Source organism: Roseovarius albus (assembly GCF_900172335.1).
In the GTDB taxonomy this organism is placed as follows: Bacteria; Pseudomonadota; Alphaproteobacteria; order Rhodobacterales; family Rhodobacteraceae; genus Roseovarius; species Roseovarius albus.
This window is the reverse complement of sequence record NZ_FWFX01000012.1, coordinates 109,934-131,116: the sequence shown is the minus strand read 5'-3', so window position 1 is coordinate 131,116 and position 21,183 is coordinate 109,934. Positions and strand designations below refer to the sequence as shown.

Annotated in this window: 16 protein-coding genes; 9 read left to right on the top strand and 7 right to left on the bottom strand. The window is 52.6% G+C overall.

The genetic code is table 11. The features are described from left to right. Positions 1-30: 30 nt before the first annotated feature. Complete coding sequence (locus ROA7450_RS16690) at positions 31-765, bottom strand: hypothetical protein (RefSeq protein ID WP_085807084.1); 735 nt, start codon at positions 763-765, stop codon at positions 31-33. A gap of 141 nt (positions 766-906) precedes the next feature. Then, positions 907-2,091 (bottom strand): site-specific integrase, encoded by a 1,185-nt coding sequence (locus tag ROA7450_RS16685; RefSeq protein ID WP_085807083.1) that lies wholly within the window; start codon positions 2,089-2,091, stop codon positions 907-909. A gap of 593 nt (positions 2,092-2,684) precedes the next feature. On the opposite strand from ROA7450_RS16685, the gene zrgA reads away from it, so the two are divergent. From zrgA to ROA7450_RS16660, 5 genes are read left to right on the top strand one after another with little or no spacing between them, the layout of a single operon-like run. Continuing rightward, a complete protein-coding gene (gene zrgA / locus ROA7450_RS16680; RefSeq protein ID WP_085807098.1) occupies positions 2,685-3,356 on the top strand; it encodes a zinc uptake protein ZrgA in 672 nt (223 codons plus the stop codon). A 26-nt stretch (positions 3,357-3,382) separates the two neighbouring features. Next, a complete protein-coding gene (locus ROA7450_RS16675) occupies positions 3,383-4,060 on the top strand; it encodes an ABC transporter ATP-binding protein (RefSeq protein ID WP_085807082.1) in 678 nt (225 codons plus the stop codon). After that, positions 4,057-5,307 carry an ABC transporter permease gene (locus ROA7450_RS16670; protein ID WP_085807081.1) on the top strand — a complete coding sequence of 417 codons (1,251 nt, stop codon included), beginning with the start codon at positions 4,057-4,059 and terminating at the stop codon, positions 5,305-5,307. The genes ROA7450_RS16675 and ROA7450_RS16670 overlap by 4 nt, the downstream gene beginning before the upstream one ends. Continuing rightward, positions 5,304-6,386: a hypothetical protein gene (locus ROA7450_RS16665; protein WP_085807080.1), complete on the top strand. Its 1,083-nt coding sequence runs from the start codon at positions 5,304-5,306 to the stop codon at positions 6,384-6,386. The genes ROA7450_RS16670 and ROA7450_RS16665 overlap by 4 nt, the downstream gene beginning before the upstream one ends. A gap of 56 nt (positions 6,387-6,442) precedes the next feature. Then, the gene (locus tag ROA7450_RS16660) at positions 6,443-6,949 is read left to right on the top strand and encodes a DUF3299 domain-containing protein (RefSeq protein WP_085807079.1); all 507 of its coding nucleotides are present in this window, start codon (positions 6,443-6,445) and stop codon (positions 6,947-6,949) included. Between the two features lie 214 nt (positions 6,950-7,163). On the opposite strand, the gene ROA7450_RS16655 is transcribed toward ROA7450_RS16660, so the two are convergent. Continuing rightward, complete coding sequence (locus ROA7450_RS16655; RefSeq protein ID WP_085807078.1) at positions 7,164-9,575, bottom strand: autotransporter family protein; 2,412 nt, start codon at positions 9,573-9,575, stop codon at positions 7,164-7,166. Positions 9,576-9,899: 324 nt separating this feature from the next. On the opposite strand from ROA7450_RS16655, the gene ROA7450_RS16650 reads away from it, so the two are divergent. Then, positions 9,900-11,000, top strand: a complete 1,101-nt coding sequence (locus tag ROA7450_RS16650) for a TIGR03032 family protein (RefSeq protein ID WP_143534499.1) — start codon at positions 9,900-9,902, stop codon at positions 10,998-11,000. A gap of 121 nt (positions 11,001-11,121) precedes the next feature. Here the strand turns inward: ROA7450_RS16650 and ROA7450_RS16645 are convergent, their stop codons facing one another. Continuing rightward, a complete protein-coding gene (locus ROA7450_RS16645) occupies positions 11,122-11,631 on the bottom strand; it encodes a phage tail protein (RefSeq protein ID WP_085807076.1) in 510 nt (169 codons plus the stop codon). A 353-nt stretch (positions 11,632-11,984) separates the two neighbouring features. On the opposite strand from ROA7450_RS16645, the gene ROA7450_RS16640 reads away from it, so the two are divergent. Genes ROA7450_RS16640 through ROA7450_RS16630 form a run of 3 tightly spaced genes read left to right on the top strand, consistent with a single transcriptional unit; the run spans position 11,985 to position 18,609 of the window. After that, positions 11,985-14,948, top strand: a complete 2,964-nt coding sequence (locus tag ROA7450_RS16640) for an acetoacetate decarboxylase family protein (RefSeq protein WP_085807075.1) — start codon at positions 11,985-11,987, stop codon at positions 14,946-14,948. A 17-nt stretch (positions 14,949-14,965) separates the two neighbouring features. Continuing rightward, positions 14,966-17,935: an adenylate/guanylate cyclase domain-containing protein gene (locus ROA7450_RS16635; RefSeq protein WP_085807074.1), complete on the top strand. Its 2,970-nt coding sequence runs from the start codon at positions 14,966-14,968 to the stop codon at positions 17,933-17,935. Continuing rightward, on the top strand, positions 17,932-18,609 hold the full coding sequence (locus ROA7450_RS16630) for a Crp/Fnr family transcriptional regulator (protein ID WP_085807073.1): 678 nt from the start codon (positions 17,932-17,934) through the stop codon (positions 18,607-18,609). Before ROA7450_RS16635 ends, ROA7450_RS16630 begins: the two co-directional genes overlap by 4 nt. 95 nt (positions 18,610-18,704) lie before the next feature. Here the strand turns inward: ROA7450_RS16630 and ROA7450_RS16625 are convergent, their stop codons facing one another. From ROA7450_RS16625 to ROA7450_RS16615, 3 genes are read right to left on the bottom strand one after another with little or no spacing between them, the layout of a single operon-like run. After that, complete coding sequence (locus ROA7450_RS16625) at positions 18,705-19,193, bottom strand: universal stress protein (RefSeq protein ID WP_085807072.1); 489 nt, start codon at positions 19,191-19,193, stop codon at positions 18,705-18,707. A gap of 25 nt (positions 19,194-19,218) precedes the next feature. Then, positions 19,219-20,559 carry a TRAP transporter large permease gene (locus ROA7450_RS16620; RefSeq protein ID WP_085807071.1) on the bottom strand — a complete coding sequence of 447 codons (1,341 nt, stop codon included), beginning with the start codon at positions 20,557-20,559 and terminating at the stop codon, positions 19,219-19,221. Beyond that, positions 20,559-21,167, bottom strand: coding sequence for a TRAP transporter small permease (locus tag ROA7450_RS16615; protein WP_085807070.1), 609 nt, complete (start codon positions 21,165-21,167; stop codon positions 20,559-20,561). The genes ROA7450_RS16620 and ROA7450_RS16615 overlap by 1 nt, the downstream gene beginning before the upstream one ends. Positions 21,168-21,183 lie beyond the last annotated feature (16 nt).

Here is a 21,183-nt window from a genome sequence, read left to right as displayed (position 1 = left end):
AGAAAATACTACAGTAAATTCCTGCCTAATTTACTGTTTACTGTTTTTTACTAACTCTTTGAAAAGAGGCATAAAGTGAGGGCGTATTCCTTCGTACCCCAGCTTGTAACTTTCTGGATACTTATCTGGATTTTTCGTTCTCATGTGTTCGCGGATCAAGTCAATATGGGCTTTCCCTGACAAATTCACATCAATTTTGCCTTGCTGTTTGAGTGCTTGAAACGCCGCTTTGACATCTGATTTAATAGAAGGCCGCCCACTTGAACGAAGGTCTAGGCTTGCGGTTTTCGCTGCGCGTTCCAGTGCTTGTTCACACATCTTCGGGGTCATAAAACGGATTTCGACAAATTGCAGGCTTTGACTTTCGAGGCAGCCTTTCCCCCAATCGGGCTTCCCATTCCAATAGGGTGCAGGCACCTCGATGGCCGGAGATGCTACTTTTCTTGGAGCTTCATATCCAAATACATGCAGATAACCTTTTTTGATGTAATTGAGGATGTTTGCCTTCAGTCGTTTTTCCAATTTCCCACGTTCAGCCAAGATGTCCTGAGCACCTGAAAATGCCATTGTCATTTTTCCAAGTGTAGAAAGGTCTGCGTTGCTTGCCGCTTCAACCCCGTCGTTCAAAGCATTCGCCGCAGAATTCTCTTGTGCGACATCCCACTGGGTTTTCAGATCAGGATGGGCAAACGTCAGCCATGAATTTTGCATGGGATACCCATGCTTCCAAAGGTGATTAATTTCTTGCGTGGAATATTTTGACATAGTCCAAATCTCGTATTCATAGTTTCAGGAATGATGGGATGGATGCGCAAAGAGCCGAGTGAAGCTCCTATGTAATATAACGTAGGGTGCCTGCCCATATACATAACGTTACATAGACATGCTCTCGTTGGGATTTTTCCGTTACCTAACGATACGTAGGCGCTGAGATGAGTCGGGCATTCCGACAAGGGCATCCAGTCTTGCTGCATTTTCCTCGGCCGCTTTTCGAACTGGATCATCCGCTAGATGCGCATATCGCATCGTGGTCTGAAGCTGGGTATGGCCCAGCAGGCGGCCAACCATCTGAATGGGCATGCCAGAAGATACCGCATTTGACGCATAGGTGTGGCGCAGATCATGAATACGTACGTCGGGAATTCCAGCTTGTTCCCGGATGCGCCGCCATGGGTGCTGCAAATCGGTGGCAAATTGGCCGGGGAGCTTGCCCGCGATAACGTAGGGGTTGTCAACAAGCTGTGGCAGGGCGCTCAGAACCCTTCTAGCAGCTTGGGGTAGGGGAATGAGTCTAGCCCCTGTTTTGGTGTCTGGAAGCTCCATGCCGCTGTCTGTGATGAACTGCCATTGTAGGGTTTGTATTTCCCCCAGTCTGCACCCAGTCAGGATTAGCAAACGGAAAGCGGCCACAATGTAGGGCGTCTCGCTGCCGTCCTGTTCCACCTCACTCAGCACTTGCCCAAGTCGCTGCAACTCATGCTGTCTGAGGTACCGTTCGCGCTTCTGTTCCCGATATTTTGGCACATGGCGACATGGGTTCGATCCATCAGGCCGTAATCCCCAAATTTCAGCCAAGTTAAACATCTTGGACAGCACGCCCAATGTCCGGTTGGCCTGATAGGGTTTGTCCCGGAATTTGTGGTGCAATTCGGCAATGTCTTTGCGCTCCACATCCACCAATTTGAAATTGCCAATTGCGGGATTGATAAACAGATTAATGGCGCGGCGATATTCGCCTTGGGTGCTGGCTTTGCAACGCTGTTTGACATGATCCAAAAAGAAGCGTTCGCAGAGGGCCGCCACTGTCGGTGCCTTGCGGTGTTGCGAGATATCCTCGGCAGGGTTCTCGCCTTTGGCAACCTGTCCCATGACTTCCTTGGCCAGCTTGCGGGCCTCATCGACGGTGATCTTGCCATGCCGACCGATTGATACGCGCCGGGTGCGGCCACCCTTGCGATATTGTGCTTGATAGGTCTTGGCCCCTGAAGGCATGACACGAAGCCCAAACCCAGCAATCTGAGTATCCCAGACAAAGTAATCTTTGGCCTCAGATCGCAACGCATCGACCACCCGTTTTGTCAGCTTTGGCATGTCATTCTCCTTACCGGTTTTGCCTCTCGTGGAAGCACTGTGGAAGCAACTGGAAGCAAACCACAGAGTAAGGCGTAGAATTTGAGCGCGCCTCGCGTCAATAATAAATTAACATATTCAATAAGATAGGGTAGGTGGTCGCAAAATGGCGTACCCCGTGCATTTGGCCTTTGCCTCTCTCATAACCTGAAGGTCGTAGGTTCAAATCCTACTCCCGCAACCAATTTAGTCGAACAAGCCTCCTTCGGGAGGCTTTGTTTGTTTTGACCCTGCTCATGCAACAATTGCACGAGAATTACGACCAGCTCGATAGTGGGTTTGTTCAACAGCGAGAACTTCGCCATGTGTCGTTGAGTGTATTTTAGGTAAACTAACGTCTTCGGAAATTTTGCCTGAAAGCTGTGCAGTAAAGATATATCTTGCACGCTCTGTACGTTATATCATAACAATTGCAACGGGACCCCGGGATGAGAGGGGAGAAAATGTGACACTACTCAGCTTGTCAATCTGGCGCATCGCCTTGCTTCCCCGTAACTTGAAAACAAGCCTGCGTGAGTTCCTCGCAACTGGCTACGATGTATGAAAGCGTTAACATGAAAAACAAAATGCCTATTCTCCTAACTCTTCTGGCGTCCCCTGTTCTTGCTGAAAACGCTCGTCAGTTGGAGGCCCATGAACACGGCGTTGGTACATTGAATATTGCCGTCGATGGGGCCGTTGTCGCCATGGAATTCCACGCGCCGGGGGCGGACATCGTTGGATTCGAATATGAAGCCGAAAGCGCGGAAGATCGCGCTGCAATTGAAGATGCCATTGCAACGCTGTCCAAGCCGCTTGATCTGTTTCAGGTTCCCGAGGCTGCAAACTGCAGTGTGACTCAAGCCAGCGCAGAACTCGAAAGCGAAGAGGATCACGGCGCGCACGATGATCACGACGAACATGAGCGTGAAGATCATGCGGAACATGACGACCATGAAGAGCACGAAGAACATGATGAGCATGGCCACGATGAACACTCAGAGCATGATGATCACGGCGATCATGACCATGAGGAACATGCTGAAGAAGCAAGCCATACAGAATTCCACGCCGAATACGCCCTGACATGCGAAGACCTCGGTGCGATTACCAGCATGTCTTTCCCCTACTTCGACACTTTTGAAAACGCGCGCGAACTTGAGGTGCAAATTGTCTCCGCCTCCGGCGCGCAAGCTTTTGAGGTAGAACGCTCTTCCCCTGAACTGGATTTGAGCGGTATGTTCTGAATGTGAATAACCAGAATCCAATTCTTATGTTGAATGACGTGCGGTATCGGTGGAAGTCCCGCACGTCATTTCATTTGTCCGTGCCTACGCTCGACATTGCTGCGGGGGACACTGTTTTGTTGTTGGGTGAAAGCGGCTCGGGGAAATCAACGCTTCTTTCGTTGATCTGTGGCACCATCCTTGCTGATTCTGGGCAAGTCGCCGTGGCGGGCACCGATCTTGCCCGACTTTCAGGTGGTTCGCGAGACCGCTTTCGCGCCGAACAGATCGGCATGATCTTTCAGCAATTCAACCTGCTGCCCTTCGGGTCCGTTCTCGACAACATCCAGTTACCCTTGCACTTTGCGCCTGAACGCCGCAAACGCGCTGGTGACACCAAGACAGAGGCACAGGCACTATGCACCGCTCTTAGTCTGCCAGAAACGGTTCTCGCCAGCAAGGCCGCTGCACTCAGCGTGGGTCAACAACAGCGTGTCGCTGTAGCCCGTGCCCTGATTGGCCGTCCTCCGGTGGTGATCGCGGATGAACCGACCTCGGCCTTGGATGCCAACAGTCAGGCCACCTTTCTGGACCTGTTGTTCGATCAGGTGCAAAGGCACGGTACCACCCTGCTGATGGTCAGTCATGACCCCCGTCTGGCCGAACGCTTTGACCGGGTACTGCGCATGGAAGACATCGCCTCAATCGAAAGGCGCGTCGCATGATCCTTCGTCTTGCCATCGGCTCGCTTTTGGCGCGCGCCTTGACTGTCGGGATGACAGTGCTGGCAATTGCCCTCTCGGTGATGCTGTTTTTGGGCGTTGAAAAGGTCCGCACCGGGGCCAAGGCCAGCTTTGCCGATACGATCTCGGGCACCGACTTGATTGTTGGTGCGCGATCCGGATCGGTACAGCTTTTGCTCTATTCCGTCTTCCGCATCGGCAACGCCACCAATAACGTGACATGGGAGAGTTATCAGGACATCGCGGCAAGGCCCGAGGTCGACTGGATCGTGCCGATCTCCTTGGGCGACAGCCATCTGCAGTTTCGGGTAATGGGCACCACAGCTGAGTTTTTTGAACGCTACAAATACCGCGATGATCGCCCGCTGGTGATGTCCGATGGCGTGGTCATGGATGATCTTTATGACGCCGTTGTCGGGGCCGATGTGGCAGCAACGCTTAAATACAAAGTCGGAGATCCCATCGTGGTGGCACACGGTCTGGCGTCTTTCACCAAACATGAGGATCAGCCGTTTCGCGTCTCGGGCATTCTGGAAAAAACCGGCACGCCGGTGGATCGCACTGTGATCATCAGCATGGAGGCCATCGAAGCTATTCATGTGGATTGGAAGAGTGGCTCAAAGATCCCTGGCCAAACCACCCCGACTGAAGTGATCCGCCAGATGGATCTCACCCCCAAGGCCATCACCGCCGCACTGGTGGGTGTGGAAAGCCCTCTGCAGACTTTTGGCCTTCAGAGGGCCATCAACGAATATCCTGAAGAGCCACTGCTGGCTGTTCTACCTGGCGTGGCGCTGCAAGAACTGTGGGCGATCGTCGGAGTTGCGGAAACCGCATTGCTGGGCGTTTCGGCCATGGTGGTGGTCACAGCGTTGATAGGCATGATGGCAACAATCTTTTCCAGCTTGAATGAACGTCGCCGCGAAATGGCAATTTTTCGTGCGATGGGTGCGCGACCAACGACCATATTGGGGCTTCTGGTGCTCGAGGCGGTGCTAACGTCAGCCGCGGGGGCGACCCTTGGTTTGGCCCTGCTTTATGTCGGGTTAGTGATCGCGCAACCCATCGTCGACGGCACCTTTGGCTTGTGGCTGCCAATTGAGGCCCCGTCGTGGCGCGAATTCTGGGTTCTGGCTGCCGTTATCGCCGCTGGAGCATTTGTGAGCCTCGTGCCCGCCTTGCGGGCCTACCGTCTGTCCGTCGCAGATGGTATGATGGTCAGGACATGACCAGACTGACGCACATTATTCAATCAACACAAAAGTTGGCCTATCCTCTGGCGTTGGCAACAATGCTCGCCGTTGGCTCGGCAAATGCATGCGCCTTTCACTACTATGTGCCCGAGCAAACTGCAGTCGATTGGTTGATTGATGGTCAGGACGTCATTCTTGCCCGACCTTCGGCTGACAATAAATTTGCCTTCGCAAGTGCCCGAATTCTGCGAGGAAATGCGCCGACCGAACAACTCCCCTATCTGGTCGACAGCGTGTTGCGCAAAAAGATGGTCCGTAATCCGGATGACTATGTTCTCTTTGCCCGCAAACGTGATGGTGAATGGGAACATGTCAGCTATGTCAACGCGGCCTATTTATCGATGATTGAGCAAGTTCAGGCAGAAGCCGTAAATTGGGACCCAGGCTATGGCGCAGATCGCTTTGCGATGTTTGCAGCCCTTTTGAACCACCCAGATCCCGCCCTGAAAAACCTCGCCTTGCGAGAGATCGATAAGGCACCTTATGTGATGTTGCGGCAGATCGAACTATCGATTCCTGTCGAAGAATTGGCACGCGAGCTTTGGTCTCGGCAGGGGTATCCTTTTCAATCAGTCCGAATTCTTCTTTTGGGTCTAACTGATGCAGACGCGGCACGGGATGAAGTCTATAACTTCATTAACCGCAGCAAGGATTGGGATTGGGCCACTAATTTGGGGGCTTTTGCCACGGCTCTGATTGAGCTGGATGGTGGCAATGGGGTCAACCGCTTGGAAAATGCTTTGTTGTCGGATGTAGCTCAACCGTTGGACAAGTTAGAGCAGGTAGTTGAGGCCCTGGCTATTCATAATGGCACAGGTTCACCCGATCTGCGCACAGCGATCGCCGGTGCTCTGACGCGGATGGTAGCACTACGCCCCGAAGCCGCCCCGATGGTGGCGCGGCAGTTTGGTAACCGCAATGACTGGTCACAAGGTGGAGCTCTGGCGCAGGTCATGCAAAATAAAGGGGTTACCGACCCCATTGATCAGCTAACTATCGCTAACTATGTCGGCAGGGCACAGAGCTCCTCGGCAAAGGGTAGCCTGGAAAACTAATCGTGAAGACGTTCCGCCTACCGAATCCGATTGGCCAGTGATAGAATGCAAGCACCATGACGTATCTGACCCGCAGACAGCTTCTCGCCACGAGCCTCGCCAGCACAGCGCTACCCACGGCTACCTGGGCGGCCAGCCCACGCGAAATTGGCTGGGATGAACTTATTCCTAAAGGTGTGCCTTATTCCGAGATCATCGGAGAAGGTGAGATGGACGAGGTTAATGACACCTGGTTTCCGGTCTATGATGCCAATGCAACCAAACTGAACGACAAGCTGAACGGTACCTATATCCGTATGCCTGGCTTTATCATTCCGATCAAGCTTGGCTCCGGCGGTGTGACAGATTTCATTCTGGTTCCCTATGTTGGGGCCTGTATCCATACACCGCCGCCGCCAGCGAACCAGCTGGTGTTTGTTAAGGCCAATCCGCCTTGGCCGAATAACGACCTCTGGGCTCCTGTCTGGGTCGAAGGCATACTGAAAACTAAAATTCAGACCACCGATATTGCTAAAACAGGTTATTCGCTATCAGCCGACCATGTCGAATTTTACGAGTGGTAGTACCAAGCCCATTTCTAAAGACCTGTTGCTTTCAGCAACAAAGATGACGCTCCCTAAAACTATTTGAGTGGTCAGGCCGCACTTTGCAGGCATGTCGTTCCTGAATTCTCGCGCATCATGCCTCTTAGAGGTCTCAATAAAATGCTTCGGGGCCCGTGTAAGGGGCCCCGCGTAATTCGTGATGTGCTCAATCTCCGAGGATCGATTACAGCTTCTAGAATCTGAACGACGCTGTGAGTTCGCCCATAACACCGAGGCCGCCGCCAAAGACGGATTGTATTTCACTGTTGAAACCAATGGTGCTGTTTCCATCGGAGGAGTGGTAGTTGGCGCCGACCCCAAAGAACCCAGCCGCTGAATCCTCCGTATCAGCGACGAAGGAGAACGGTGTTGCCGCCACGATGGCGTCCACATCGTCGGACCCGACATCAACTGTCGCATCCAGACCGAAGGCCCAGTTGATATGGGTGCTGCCCCCGTTCGAATACTCGATGGTGCGCGGCAGATTCAGCTGCGCCCGGGTGTTGAGGATGGAGACATCCCGATCCCCAATGGTCAACGGCAATGATGAGCCCGTCTCGGTATAACCATCTAGCTGCATGAACACATAATTGGCCCGCGCACTGACAAAGGCAGGGGTTTCCCAAGATGTGATTGGTGCTGCGACCGAGATGGATGGCGAGTAGAACGCCCCATCAAATTCACCAACCGCTTGCTCTTGGTCACCGTTGCGGGTGCTCTCGTTGTCGGTTGCACCGGCAACGAAGGCCGCATTCAGGCTAAAGCGGCCGTAGTCCCGTTTCCAGTACACGCCGCCATAATAGGCTTCGATATCCACATCACCGGCGTCCGCATCCAGTGAGATGTTGCTGTCGCTGTAGCCGGCCAGCACCCCAAAGGTGCCTTCGACGCCCAGATTGTCGGTCTCGATGCCCGACACTAGACCCGTGATATTGTGGTCAAAGCCGACGTTCGATCCGCTTGCATCCACGTTATTGAAACCGCCAAAAGCAGTGCCCCAGATGCGAGAGCCATTTCCTGCCCTGTTATCGTCGTAGCCGAGCCAGTTGCGTGATACTTGATCTCCAACCGATGGGGTAGGGGTGGGCGTTGCGTTGTCAACCGCGCCGAAGATCGCGTTGGTCAGGTCACTGATAAATGTGCCCTGCACCGCAAAGCCGGTGGTGTCCACCGCGACCGCCGTCAGGCCACCGTTAATCAACACACCAGCACCACCAAAGTTGATGATCTCGGGGGCCGAGGCCAAATCGTTGTCAGATCCAGAAGCATCAGCGAAATTGACTGCCGCATTCAAACCGGGCGCAAGGTTCAATGTATCAATATCGTTTGGATTGCCATTGCCGAAGTCAACCGCGCCGTTGACCACGGAGCCTGGCAATAAGTTTACAACGTCATTGCCGTTACCCTGAAGATCAATTGCAAAACCGTTCCCGCCTGTGAGCGAACCACTATTGGTTATAGTCGCTGGCGCAGCGCCCGGGCGATTAATTACCGCAATTGCAGCATCACCAGCAGAGACATCTGCACTATTAACAATGCTGATTGATCCATTGCCGACAACCTCGGCGACAACGCCATAATTTTCGCCATAGACTGTTCCAGCTGTCGTAATCGAGATCTTACCGTTGCCGTTAACCTCGGCCTGAACACCATCGTTTTCCCGGCCCATTACATCGCCGCTGGAGACGATGACAATGTTGCCATTCCCATCCACATCCGCCTCGATGCCGCTATCGTCAGCATCAATGTTACCTTTAGAAATGATGGTGATATTGCCGTTGCCGTCTACGTCCCCTTCAAGGCCATCATTAACTTCTGCGAAGATGTTACCTTGGGACATAATGGTGATATCACCATTGCCATCGACGTCAAGTTCGATACCGTCACTGTCAGAGTCGATGTTGCCTATCGATGTGACCGATATATTGCCATTACCATTCACGTCGACTTCAATTGCTTCACCGCCATCGGGTTGTGTCGTCAGATCGCCAACGGATACTACATTTACATCGCCATCGCTCACGACGTTGATATCGATTGCATGATCATCAAGTGCGGTGATGTTACCTGTTGACCTAAGGTTAATATTCCCGTTGGTGGTTTCGAGATCTATTCCGTCGTTTTCTTGCGCGGTGATATTACCAGTTGTGGTGACATTGACGTCGCCATTACCGTTCAGGTCGGCGAAAATTCCATTATCCTCGGCATTAATATTGCCAACCACTGTTATGTTGATGGCACCGCTGGGGGTCACAAAATTTATCCCATCACCACCGGATGAACCGACACCAGGGGCATCGACATTGTTCACATTCAGTGTTGTGATCGTTGGTCCATTGACCTCAATGCCGGCTGAAAGATCCCCGGTACAGGTGGCCGTGGCGCCGCTGACGGTGCAGGGGCCATTGCTAGGTGGGACAATTGTTTGCGCGATAGTTGGAGTAGGCAATCCGATTATCGCCCCAAGGCCGATCGCACCCAAGGTGAGCGGTGTGGTCAATCGTGTTGACGTACGGCTTTCATTTGCGAAATGGTGTGATTGATCTTTCTTCAACGCGTTCTCGCGGCGACGCATTTTACGATTCAAGGTTTTCACTACTGGCATTGGGTCCCCAAACTGGAATTCACGCTACTGCATGTTTTTCTGCGCGCTTTTTCGCTTTTTCAGCGTATTAAAATGGCAATTGTGGGTCTTTGGTAATCACATTTTAACTTTTGTATGTTTGCCGCAGTGGGTGCATGCATTTTTGCAACACTCAGTCTACGTGAAATATCCAAAAGGATGCGCGCCATAGACGTATCGTGAATGACGATTAAGGGAGGTGACGTGCGTTTGACTAAACATCCAATTTGGCGCGCCTCGAAATGTTGCTTGCAGACGGGCCGATTGAAAATCTATGGTTTGCAAAACTGAAGTGAAAGTCCGTCTTTGACCGATACGAAAAATATGCAATCCGGTTCGAAGGCCACACCAACCGGACCAGCAGTGACCTATTCAGTCTCCGCCGGGTTCATCAACCTTCTTAAACGCCTGGATGTTGCCCTCGCAGCAACTTCGTATCAGTCTGGTCGTTTGTATCTTCTTGGCCGAAACCCCAAAGGCGGATTGATGGTCAACGAGCAACATTTCCAAAAAGCGATGGGGCTGCATTACAAAGACAAAACCTTGTACATGGCGACGCTCGCGAACATCTATCGGATGCAGAACATCTTGCGTCCTAGTGAGCTGATGGATGATCAGTTCACGGACTGCTTCGTGCCGCGCACTAGCCATCTGACAGGATATCTTGATGCCCATGATGTTGGCGTCACCATTGATGACAAAATCTTGTTTGTGAATACGCGCTACAACTGCATCGCCGAAGTCTCCGACACTCATTCCTTCAAACCCCACTGGAAACCCGATTTTATCTCAACCATTGTTGCTGAGGACCGTTGCCACCTGAATGGTATGGCCATGCAGGATGGTTTACCAAAATATGTCACCGCAGTAAGCAAATCTGACACCATCGATGGTTGGCGCGACAGACGAGCAGACGGAGGAGTGGTGATTGACGTCGAGGCAAATGAGGTGATTTGCGAAGGTCTGTCGATGCCGCATTCCCCGCGTATTTATCAGGGTAAGCTTTGGGTGCTGAACTCCGGTACGGGTGAGCTGGGCTGGATTGACTTTTCAAAGGCGAATCTGACTGAGCGTTTCACGCCTCTGACTTTCTGTCCGGGGTTTGTGCGCGGGCTGAGTTTTCACAGCCACTACGCCTTTGTTGGCCTGTCCAAGCCCAGGTACAAGCGCTTCGAAGGCTTGGCTCTCGACCAAAGACTTCGCGATGCTGACAGCGAACCCTGGTGTGGCATTCAAGTGATTGACCTGAATACCAGAAGCTGCGTTCAATGGTTCAGGATCGACGGCATCATCGGTGAGCTTTACGACGTAGAAGTCCTTTCTGGGATTGGTTGCCCGCGCTCATATGGGTTTCTGACTAATGATGTCCTTAGCGTAATTACCTTGGATGATTATGTCATAACATAAGTTAGTGCTGGTCTGACGCGTGTGGATTCACAGTGATCTAATTGCGAAACCCATTGCTCAAAAAATTCCGGCAGAGCACGAATGCTCTGCCGTCTGTCGTCATCCGGCATTGCTGCCTAAATCAGGATCTTGGAGGGTAAATGCCCTTCAACGCAATAATATAGTTAACACAAAGGCTTGGTTGGGAATCGCCGTGGGAACGATGGCTCGAATGTGCTTCCATCCCCGGAGGGTCACTGGCAACGACAGTCGCGGGTGACCTGGTGCAACGTTGTGCCGAACCAAATACTCCCTTAACCACATTCGAATGGCCTGATGCGACGTTGGCGATGCGTTCTTCTTCGATCATGGGCATTGATGCGATCCCATCGGTAACCACAGATTCGTCACCAAATTTCTGACCCAATGTACGCCGGGTCAAACCGGGCCCTTGACCCGCGTGCACCGGAACACGTCCGCGAAGATCAGGCAGGGCAAAGGTAGTGCGCCCATCTCCGCCGTAGGTCGTTCCGATCAAGCTAAAAAGATCTTCATTGCCGGAGATGGGTAGGGTTTGTCCATCACAGAATGCCCACCCCTGAGGTGCATAACCCCCGGCAAAAAGCATGATCTGCGCGATGAACGGTTCCATTCACATCTCCGACAACGAAATTTACGAATTCACTTTGATACACACACTCACGATGATCTTTGTCTAACCACTGGCAGAACAAAGTTCTGTGTCGCGGCGCACAGAATGGTTAACTTTTTATAAAATTTTACGTTTTGGAGAATTTGACCATATTTTTGCCCAACAAAGGGCCTGAGAAGCAGTTTTACGTTCAACTTTAACGATTCTTCTTGTCGTGTGGATCGCGAATCTAACAAATCACAAGGCAGAACGCCTTTTTGGGTGATTAGCGAACTAGAACCCCGTCCGTTGCGCCTCGCGGCGCAATTAAAGTCTGAAAAATTTGCTCAATTTAAAGAAAACAAGGAAAATTCATGACCTCTCACCCCCAAAAGGTAGCCGTGATTGGCGGTGGCGTTGGCGCCATAACAGCGGTTTATGCAATCACTCAGCTGCCGGATTGGCAGAAGTCCTATGACATCACGCTTTACCAGTTGGGATGGCGCCTGGGTGGCAAAGGGGCCAGTGGACGCAACGCCAAAGAGGGGCAGCGGATCGAAGAACATGGTCTGCATATCTGGGCGGGTTTCTATGAAAATGGTTTCCGTTTGATGCGCGATTGCTATGAAACCTTGAACACAACCGGGCTGCGCAGTCCTGATGCACCGTTGGGCACCTTGGACAAGGCGTTTCACGGGTTGAACCATTTCCTGCTGGCGGACGAAATTCCGCAGCCTGATGGGAGCAAGCAGTTACGCCCCTGGCGATTTGATTTTGAACCGAACGACGACAAACCGGGCTCAGGCGGCGTGTTGCCGACCCCATTCGCCTATTTCCAGATGGCCATCGAGACTATCATAAAACTACTTCAAAATGAGTTTGAAGGCTATTCAACGCATCATGTTCACACCCGGTTCCATCCGGAATTCAAGGCCAAGAAGCTGCCTTTGTCGGCACCCACGCCATTGCATCACTTGCACAATTTCACCAAGGCACTGAACATCAATGCTTTCACGCATACGGCTAGTGAAACGCTTTATTTGAAGGCGCTGACCCAGCAGGCCCAGAACTGGCACGATGACCAACTGCAAAGAGCCACAAGCAGCCAAAGCGATGAGTCCCGCCGTATGGGCTACTTGATCAGCCTGTCGCTTGCGTTCTTTAAGGGCACGATCGACAACGGTTTGTTCCTCAAAGGATTTGACGAAATTGACAACTGGGAAATTAGCGACTGGTTGCTGCATTACGGCGCAAGCAATGACGCGGTTTACTCTGCTGTATTCCGCGGGTGCTATGACTATGTGTTCGGCTATCCGGGCGGTGTCACTGACCATCGCAGTGTTGGTGCAGGTACCGCGATCCGGGGTCTGTTGCGACTTGCTTTTACCTACAAGGGCTCGCTGTTTTTCAAAATGCAGGCGGGGATGGGTGATACGATTTTTGGACCCTACTATCAGGTTCTGAAAGAACGTGGAGTGAAGTTCAAATACTTCAACGCAGCGACAAACCTGTCGCTTGGGCCTGACCAAAACAGCATCACCGCCATCGATATGGTCGAACAGGCAGAGGTGCTGGCTGGTGATTATGATCCGTTGGTTGACGTGCAGAACCTGCCGTGTTGGCCCTCAGAACCGCTGTGGGATCAGCTGAAAGACGGGGCAAAGCTTGAAAAGTCAGGAATTGACTTTGAATGCGAAAAAGATGTGCCCAAAGGTCGGGCGTATCGTCTGGAAAAGGGTCGTGACTTTGATTTGGTCATTCTGGGGGCGTCTATGGGATCACTGCCCTATATGACCCAAGAGCTGTCTCTGGCGTCTAACCGCTGGCGCAGGATGATCGATAAAGTGCCAACCGTGGCCACGCATGCCGCGCAATTCTGGACCACCAAAACCCCGGCTGAACTGGGGTGGGAAGATCTGGTCGCAAAATACAATAAGGGTGATCAAAGCGATCTGAAGACCGTGATTACCTCTTTCGCCGAACCATTGGATACATGGGCAGATATGTCTGATCTGCTGCCGCACGAGGACTGGGGCAAGGATGGCCCGACCGCACTTGCATACTTCTGCAGCCCGTGCCACGACGCAGGCGTCGACAAGGGCACAATCCAGGAGCGGGTGCGCGCCTGGGCTGATACAGAACTGACCCGCATGTGGCCGGGGGCGCTGAAACGAGGCAAGTTTGACGCATCGATCCTGCATGCCACCAACGCCACGACCCCCAAAGAAAAATACGAGGGGCAATACTTTCGCGAAAATTTCTATGGATCAGAGCGCTACGTTCTGTCTGTGCCGGGTAGTGTGCAGTATCGCCTGCCACCGGATGGTTCAGGGTTCGAAAACCTCTATTTGGCTGGTGACTGGACTCGCTGCGGTATTAACGCGGGCTGTGTCGAAGCTGCCACCATCTCGGGGTTGGTGTGTGCTCGCGGTCTGACCGGCGCAGACATTGAAGTGGTCGGCGAAGGCGATCTGGGGAATGACGCTGGGCCGACCGATGACGCCAAGCTGGCTATTCCCTATGCCCAGACAGCACCGTGGCCTTTGACCCCATTCTATGGGACAGGCTCCATTGATGGTTTTTTCAGCTTCCACGATGTCGATGCGGCAGCGCTGCAGGCTGTTCTGCCCAAGGGGATGACCCTTCATCCGCAAGCGCTGACACCCGAAGGGCGGCACCCCATTGCGATGCTGGCCAACCAGCAGATCGGCGTTCGCCTGTCAGCCTTGCCTCGGTTCATGGGCTATCGGAACTATCTGGAGGCCATCATCGCCATAAATTTTGTACAGGTCGAAGGCTATGAGGGGGTCTTTAGCTATCTGCCGAATCTTTATTTGACCAATTCCTGGGCCAAATGGGCCGGTGTATGGATGTATGGTTACAACAAGCGCATGGGCAAATTGCAGATGGGGCATGACAGATACGAGGTTGCTACGCCTGATGGAGCGCCCATCTGGTCGGGTCGCTATCAGCAAAAAGATTTTGCTCGACCTCTCGTTGAATCGCCTCATTGCGGCCTGGTCCAGTCAATTTCAGAGCAGATTGTCGTGACCGAAGGTAAGTTCTCCAAATGGCAGTTCTCGTCCTTCGATTTCAATCTCAGCTCGGCTTACGTCGCGGGGGTCTCGGCAGAGATCGACGTGGCAAACGCGTCCTTCGCGGATATTCCTGCGGGGACTATGTACGCAAGACCATTGGATGCAGGTCAGACAGAAAGGGATGAGAGCAATAAACTTCCTGGTGCATTCCGGATTTGGACCAGTTGGACCCTCTCAAACCCCTTGGACAGCAGGCGTTTGTCAAATATACAAAGGCTAAGGGGAAATATACCTCACTAATGTGTTGGGGAAGGTGAATGGCACAGCCGTCAGTCACAGGCGAACGTAAACAGGTTACTGTCGCGTTCATTGATATTGTAAACTTCAGCGAGACCGCCAGTGTCGCCGATCCTGAAGACTTGCAAAGTTGGCTTGAAGGTTACTACAGAAACGCCCGTGCCATCGTTGAAGATAATCAGGGAGAGGTAACAGAATACCTTGGTGACGGAGTTGTCGCGGTGTTTGGCCTCTCCCATTCTGACGAGCTGGCGGCAACAAAGGCGGTGAATGCCGCGCTTTGTGTTGTGGAAGAGTTCAATTTGAACTCGAACAGCGGCATGCAAATGCAATTGCGCGCTGGGGTTGCGACGGGCGAGGTCGCAATCCGGACCGCGTTGGACAAAGAAGCCTGGCCTCGTTTGACTGGCATGGTCACCACATTGGCGCAACGCGTCCAAACCAAGGCCGCACCCGGCACGGTAATGATCGCGGAGCAGACCCGAAACCTTTTGCGTGGTAAATTTTCGTTTTCGGCGCACCCCGATCAAGAACTAAAGGGTATCGCCAACAAGCAAACCCTGTATCAGGCGAGCAAAGGAACCTCGGCACCTGTTATCCCGATCGACGACATTCTGGTGGGTCGACAGGCCGAACGTTCTGCCATCAACGCTAGCCATCAACCGATGCTGATTGCCGGAGAGGCGGGGATGGGAAAAACCGCTCTTACGATGCACTTTGCAAATCAAATGGCGGCTCCGATCATCTGTCAAGCCGATGCAAATCAGTCCAATTCCAGTTATCAGCCTTTCAAAGACTGGATTAGTCATCTGCTTTTAGACCAGATTGATTTTGAAGCGATCACTCTGGCCTTTCCTAAGCTTGCAGAAAACGAGCATCTCTGTCTGGCCTTGATCATGGGTGTTCCCGAAGGACAAAAACTTCTTACTGAATTGCCAGGTGCCGCACTGAAAGGCCAGATCGAAGCCAGTCTGTGGCACGCATTGTCTCATGATCCTGCAACAGATTTGATTCTGTTCGAGGATTTACACTGGTATGATGCGGCAAGCTTTGGTGTGCTCCAACACATCCTGAACGCTCCGCACAAAAGCGGCATCAAGATTTTGATGACAAGCCGTGATGACCCGAAACTTCGGACCTATCTGTCCCAACCGGCCCCGCAAACGATCCACCTGGGCCAGTTGAAGAAAAGCGATGCCTTGCAGATGCTTGACAAGCTGAGCAAAGGCAAGATCGACACCAAGTTTCAACAAGAGCTGGTCGAGCGGGCCGGTGGTGTACCGCTGTTTCTGGATCATCTTTGCCGTCGATTTTCAGAGAATAAAACCGAAATCCCCGCGACTCTTATGGATCTGCTGGCGGAAAGGATCGATGCCACTGGCGATGCTAAAATAACCTTACAACGCGCTTCTGCGATCGGGCAGGTGTTTCGATATGATCTTTTGGCAGCTCTTATCCCGGATCAAACCCAATTGGATCAGGCGTTGGACAAGGGAACCAAGGCCGGAGTGTTGCAAAAACGCTCTGATCAGGAATGGGCGTTCGCTCACAATTTGCTTCAGCAGGCGGCGTATAACTCTTTGTTGCGAAAAACGCGCGAAGAGTTGCACGCTGGCATCGCCGATGTTCTGCAATCGCATCACACTTTACTTTGGGCCAGCAACCCCGCCTTGCTGGCCGAGCACCAGACCCGCGCTCGACAATATATTGCGGCCATCGGGAACTATCTGCAGGCTAATCATCTTGCCTTGATGCAAGGGGCATTTTCGGATGCGGAAAGCCATGCACGCACAGCGATCGACCTCTGTGAAAAGGCGACAGGATCAGCGGATGATATCTCCAGCCTGGCAATTGCCGGGCAAAATGCGCTGGGTTCTGTTTTGATGCAAGTACAAGGTTTCACGGCAGAACCAGTCCGCGAGGCTTTTGACGCGGTTTTACGTATTGCAAGCTCTCAACGCATTCCGGGTGCGGGCAGTGCTCCGGCGCTGTTCGGTAGTTTTTCCCACGCGATTCTGGCAGCTGACAAACTCAGGGCGGACCGTTTTCAAGAACTATTGGGCCATATTGCGGCGACAGTGCCCTGCGAGGGGGAGCACGCACCGGTGCATCTCGCATCTCTCGCCGTTCGGAACTGCAACAGCTTTTATCATGCGGACTTCTTTGATCAGTTCAAGCGCACGAGGGAAATCCGGGATCTATATCGCATTGAAAACCACGCAACGATGATTGCGAGTTATGGCATGGATATCTTTGCTGCCGCACAGATGTTCGAGGCCCCGGCGCGGGTGATGGTGGGGCAACTTGATCGTGTGGATGATTTGGTGAAAGAAACCGATGCCCATCAGGATGCTCTCAATATCCCAGTAATGCGGCCCTATGCGCTGATCTGGGGCGCCGTACCGCTTTATTACGCGGGTCAGAAAGAAAACGCTCTCGAGCGGCTTGGCAAAGGTATGGAGATTGCCACCTCCCAATCCGCAGCCTTCTGGCAGATGACAGGAAGGGCTTGGCAGTTTGTCATGGACCCTGGCCTAGCCCAGACGCCTCAAGGCCTAGAAGAGTTCGCGCAGGTGATCGAAACCCACCGCCTGATCGGTGCCAATGCAGGAGAGCCCTATTTTGCCTCGGTCTACGCCCGTCGCTTGGTTCAGGTCGGCCGGGTTGAGGACGCTTACCGGATCTCATTCCGCGCCGTTGCAACCGCTCGAGACAGCAATGTCCAGTATTGGTATGCGGACATTTTGCGCGCGCATGCTGCAATTTGCCGGGCCCATGGACAATGGGCCGAGGCTGACGTGTCGCTGAAGTTGGCTGTTCACACAGCTGACCGGCAGGGTGCCGCTATCTGGGCATTGCGTTCGCATTTGGATCGGGCTGCACTGGGCGATGACGTTGTCAGTGATTTGCAATCTGTCTTGAAAAAGTTTCCCGAAACAGCACAGCTTCCTGAACTGGAAACCGCCCGTTCAATGTTGTGCGCACTATGACGGCTGACAAGCTCCTCCAACTGAATTTACCTCTCTTTGAGGGGCTGACGCCCGAGGATTTATCTGTCGTCAATCTGACTCATCGTGAACAAACCCTGAAGCCTTGGGAAATCCTGTTCAGCCAGTATGACACATCGCGGGATGTGTACTTTCTGTTATCTGGCACCCTACTAGCCGTATATTGGACCGAAGAAGGGCGTGAAGTTATTTTCAACCGTTTCCTTATCGGTGCATACTTTGGTGAACTGGCAGCGCTTGACGGCGGCAATAGATCCCTTGCAATCACAGCCATGAAAGAGACGCGCATCGTTTCAATTCCTCAAAACGATTTTCTAGAACTGTTTGATAAGGTCCCGCTTGTCCGCAATCGCATCGCTTATGATCTTGTGGCAAAGGTCAGATCTTTGACAGAGCGCAACCTTGAGCTCACGACGTACAGCGTCGAGCAACGCGTGGCCTCCTATCTTATTCGCCTGGCAATGGAGCAAAACTTGCTCAAGGCCGGTGGTATTATCAAAGATGCGCCGACGCATGGCGAAATTGCCGCGTCAATCGGTGCCAACCGAGAAATGGTCAGCCGTACATTAACGCGCCTCAAACAAAAAGGGGCGCTGAAAACAGGGCGGAAGAGAATCGAGATTTGCTCACCAGAAAAATTGTCATCGGCAATTTAGCAGCAATAATTTCTGCATCTCTAATGTGAAATTTGTCTCACCTAAAAAATGGCGACCATTTCTGGCCGCCACAGTCCAACAGGGAGGGTCGTAATTTATCCCAGGTGCGGGACAACAAGGGTCGGGATCGATGAGCGGCGCAGCACGCGCTTGACTACGGTCCCGATAAAGGTGTGGCCTGTGCCATGTTCATGAGTACCCATGACGATCAGACCGCAGTTGAATTCCTTAGCGCGTTGCAGGATCGACTCAGCCGGGTGGCCATCGACCAGTTCGACTGATTCAACGCGCTTGTAGGCTTCTTTTTCTTCCTTGCTCAGTGACTTCACAAAGTCCTTCTGATTGGTCTTGAGCATTGCCTTGACCGAGGCGTGCCGATCCTTGATTGCCTTCTTGCGCGACGCTTCGTCCTGAAAGAACAGCTGCATCGTGACGATGGCATCTTGAGTCAGCGGCTCAGTCACATGCAGGACGTGTACCCGGGCATCGTGGGCTTGCGCCATGCTGAGTGCATGGCGCAAAGCGTTGTTTGCATTTTCCGACAGATCCGTCGCGAAAAGGATATCATTTACTTGTGGTAACATTTTTCAGTTCCTTTCCATTCCGACCTTAATACCCAAAGAATCTAGGTAGCCAGAGCGAGATCTCAGGCACAAAGGCAATGATGAAAATCGCTATGGTGTTGATCGCTGCAAAGGGCAGGGCCGCAATTGAGATCCGTTCGATCGAGATATTTGAAATACCCGACGCGATGAACAGGTTCTCTCCCAGTGGCGGTGTCTGGAACCCAATACCCAGGCAGCAGACCATAACCACACCAAAGTGGATCGGGTCGATACCCACGCTGTAAGCCACAGGTAGCATCACCGGCACCAGGATCAGGATGGTGGCCAATGTTTCCATGAACATGCCAACAAACAGCAGGAAGAAGATGACCAGCGTCCAGATGATGTAGATGTTGTCAGTGACCGACAGCATGCCATCCGCGATGATCGCCGGAATCTGGTTTTCGACCAGCAGACGGCCAAACACGGTCGCGGTGAACATGATCAACAGAACCCGACCGGTCAACCAAGTGGTTGTCTCAAGCGAGACAAACAGCTTTTCCCATGACAACTCGCGATAGATGAACGCCCCCACAACCAGAGTGTAGAAGATCGCGACAATCGCCGCTTCTGTTGGGGTGAAGAAGCCGGAATAGATCCCGCCCAAGATCACAACCGGGGCCATCAGCGCCCAAAAGCCGCGATACATCTCACACCAGATATGGCGCGCAGACCAACCCTCAGTGCTGCCCTTGAAGCCGTTCTTCTTGGCCAGAATGTAGTTCATGACCAACAAGCTGCCCGCGATCAGGAAGGCGGGCATGAAGCCGGCGATAAACAGTTTCGGGATCGAAACAGTTTGGAATGTCCCATGCTCTGCGACCGCTTCTGGTGGGGCAGGCATACCAAGCGCCGCGATGCCAAAGATGATCAATGGAATGGAGGGCGGAATAACGATTCCCAGACCACCGGATGACGCGGTAATCGCCGAGGCAAAGTCGCGGTCATATTTGCGGTCAATCATTGCGGGGATCATCAGCATGCCAACGGCGGCTGTGGTTGCAGGGCCAGAACCCGAGATTGCACCAAAGAACAGGCAGGCGAATACTGTGGCTGCGGACATGCCTCCGGTGAACGGCCCAGCGAAACTTTCCGCCACGTTGATAAGTCGCCTCGAAAGCCCCGAGGCCTCCATTAGCGCCCCGGCCAGAATAAAGGCGGGCAGGGCCATCAGCGGGAAGGACCCCACCGAGGTAAAGGCGATTTGCACGAATTTGATCGGGTTTTCACCCAGATAGAGGAACGAGATCATCGTTGACACGCCAAGCGCCACGGTGATCGGTGCCCCAATGAATAGAAGCCCCAGGAAGCCGCCAAACAGAATGAGAATGATTTCGGATTCCATTATTTGTCCCCCTGCTCTTTATCGTTTTCTTCGTCCAGACCCATTTCGGCGCGAATTTCATCCATATGGATTTTTTCCGCCGCTTCTGTTTCGGCCCGTACTTCTTCCAGATCAATGGCATCCGGATCCTTCAGATCCTCGTCCAGAATGATTTTCTTGTAATTGACCTGAATGACCCGGATCGTCATCAGCGTGAATGCGATCGGTAGCACGATGTAGACCCAACTCAGGTGGAAGCCCATCGTCTGAGAGGACTGGAACTTGTTCATCTTGTTGAAGATGAAGTCGATCGCGAGGTAGACAAAATAAACATTGAAGCAGATCCAGAACAGATCGGCGAATGCTTCGATATACTTAATCGCGCGCGGTGGAAGGAATTTGAATTGGAACGTCACACGGTTGTGCGCGCCCATTTTTGCCGCGTAGCTGGCTCCAAAAAAGACGAACCAGACGAACATGTAGATTGATAATTCCTCAACCCAGGAGAAGGAGAAGTCAAAAAGCGTTCTCACCACCACCTGGAGGAATAGAAGGCAGACAAATATCGCAAGCAAGGTGCGACATATGTAGCTTTCTATGTTGTTCATGATGCCCCAAAAGCGTTCCATAATTCCCTCTCTGTTT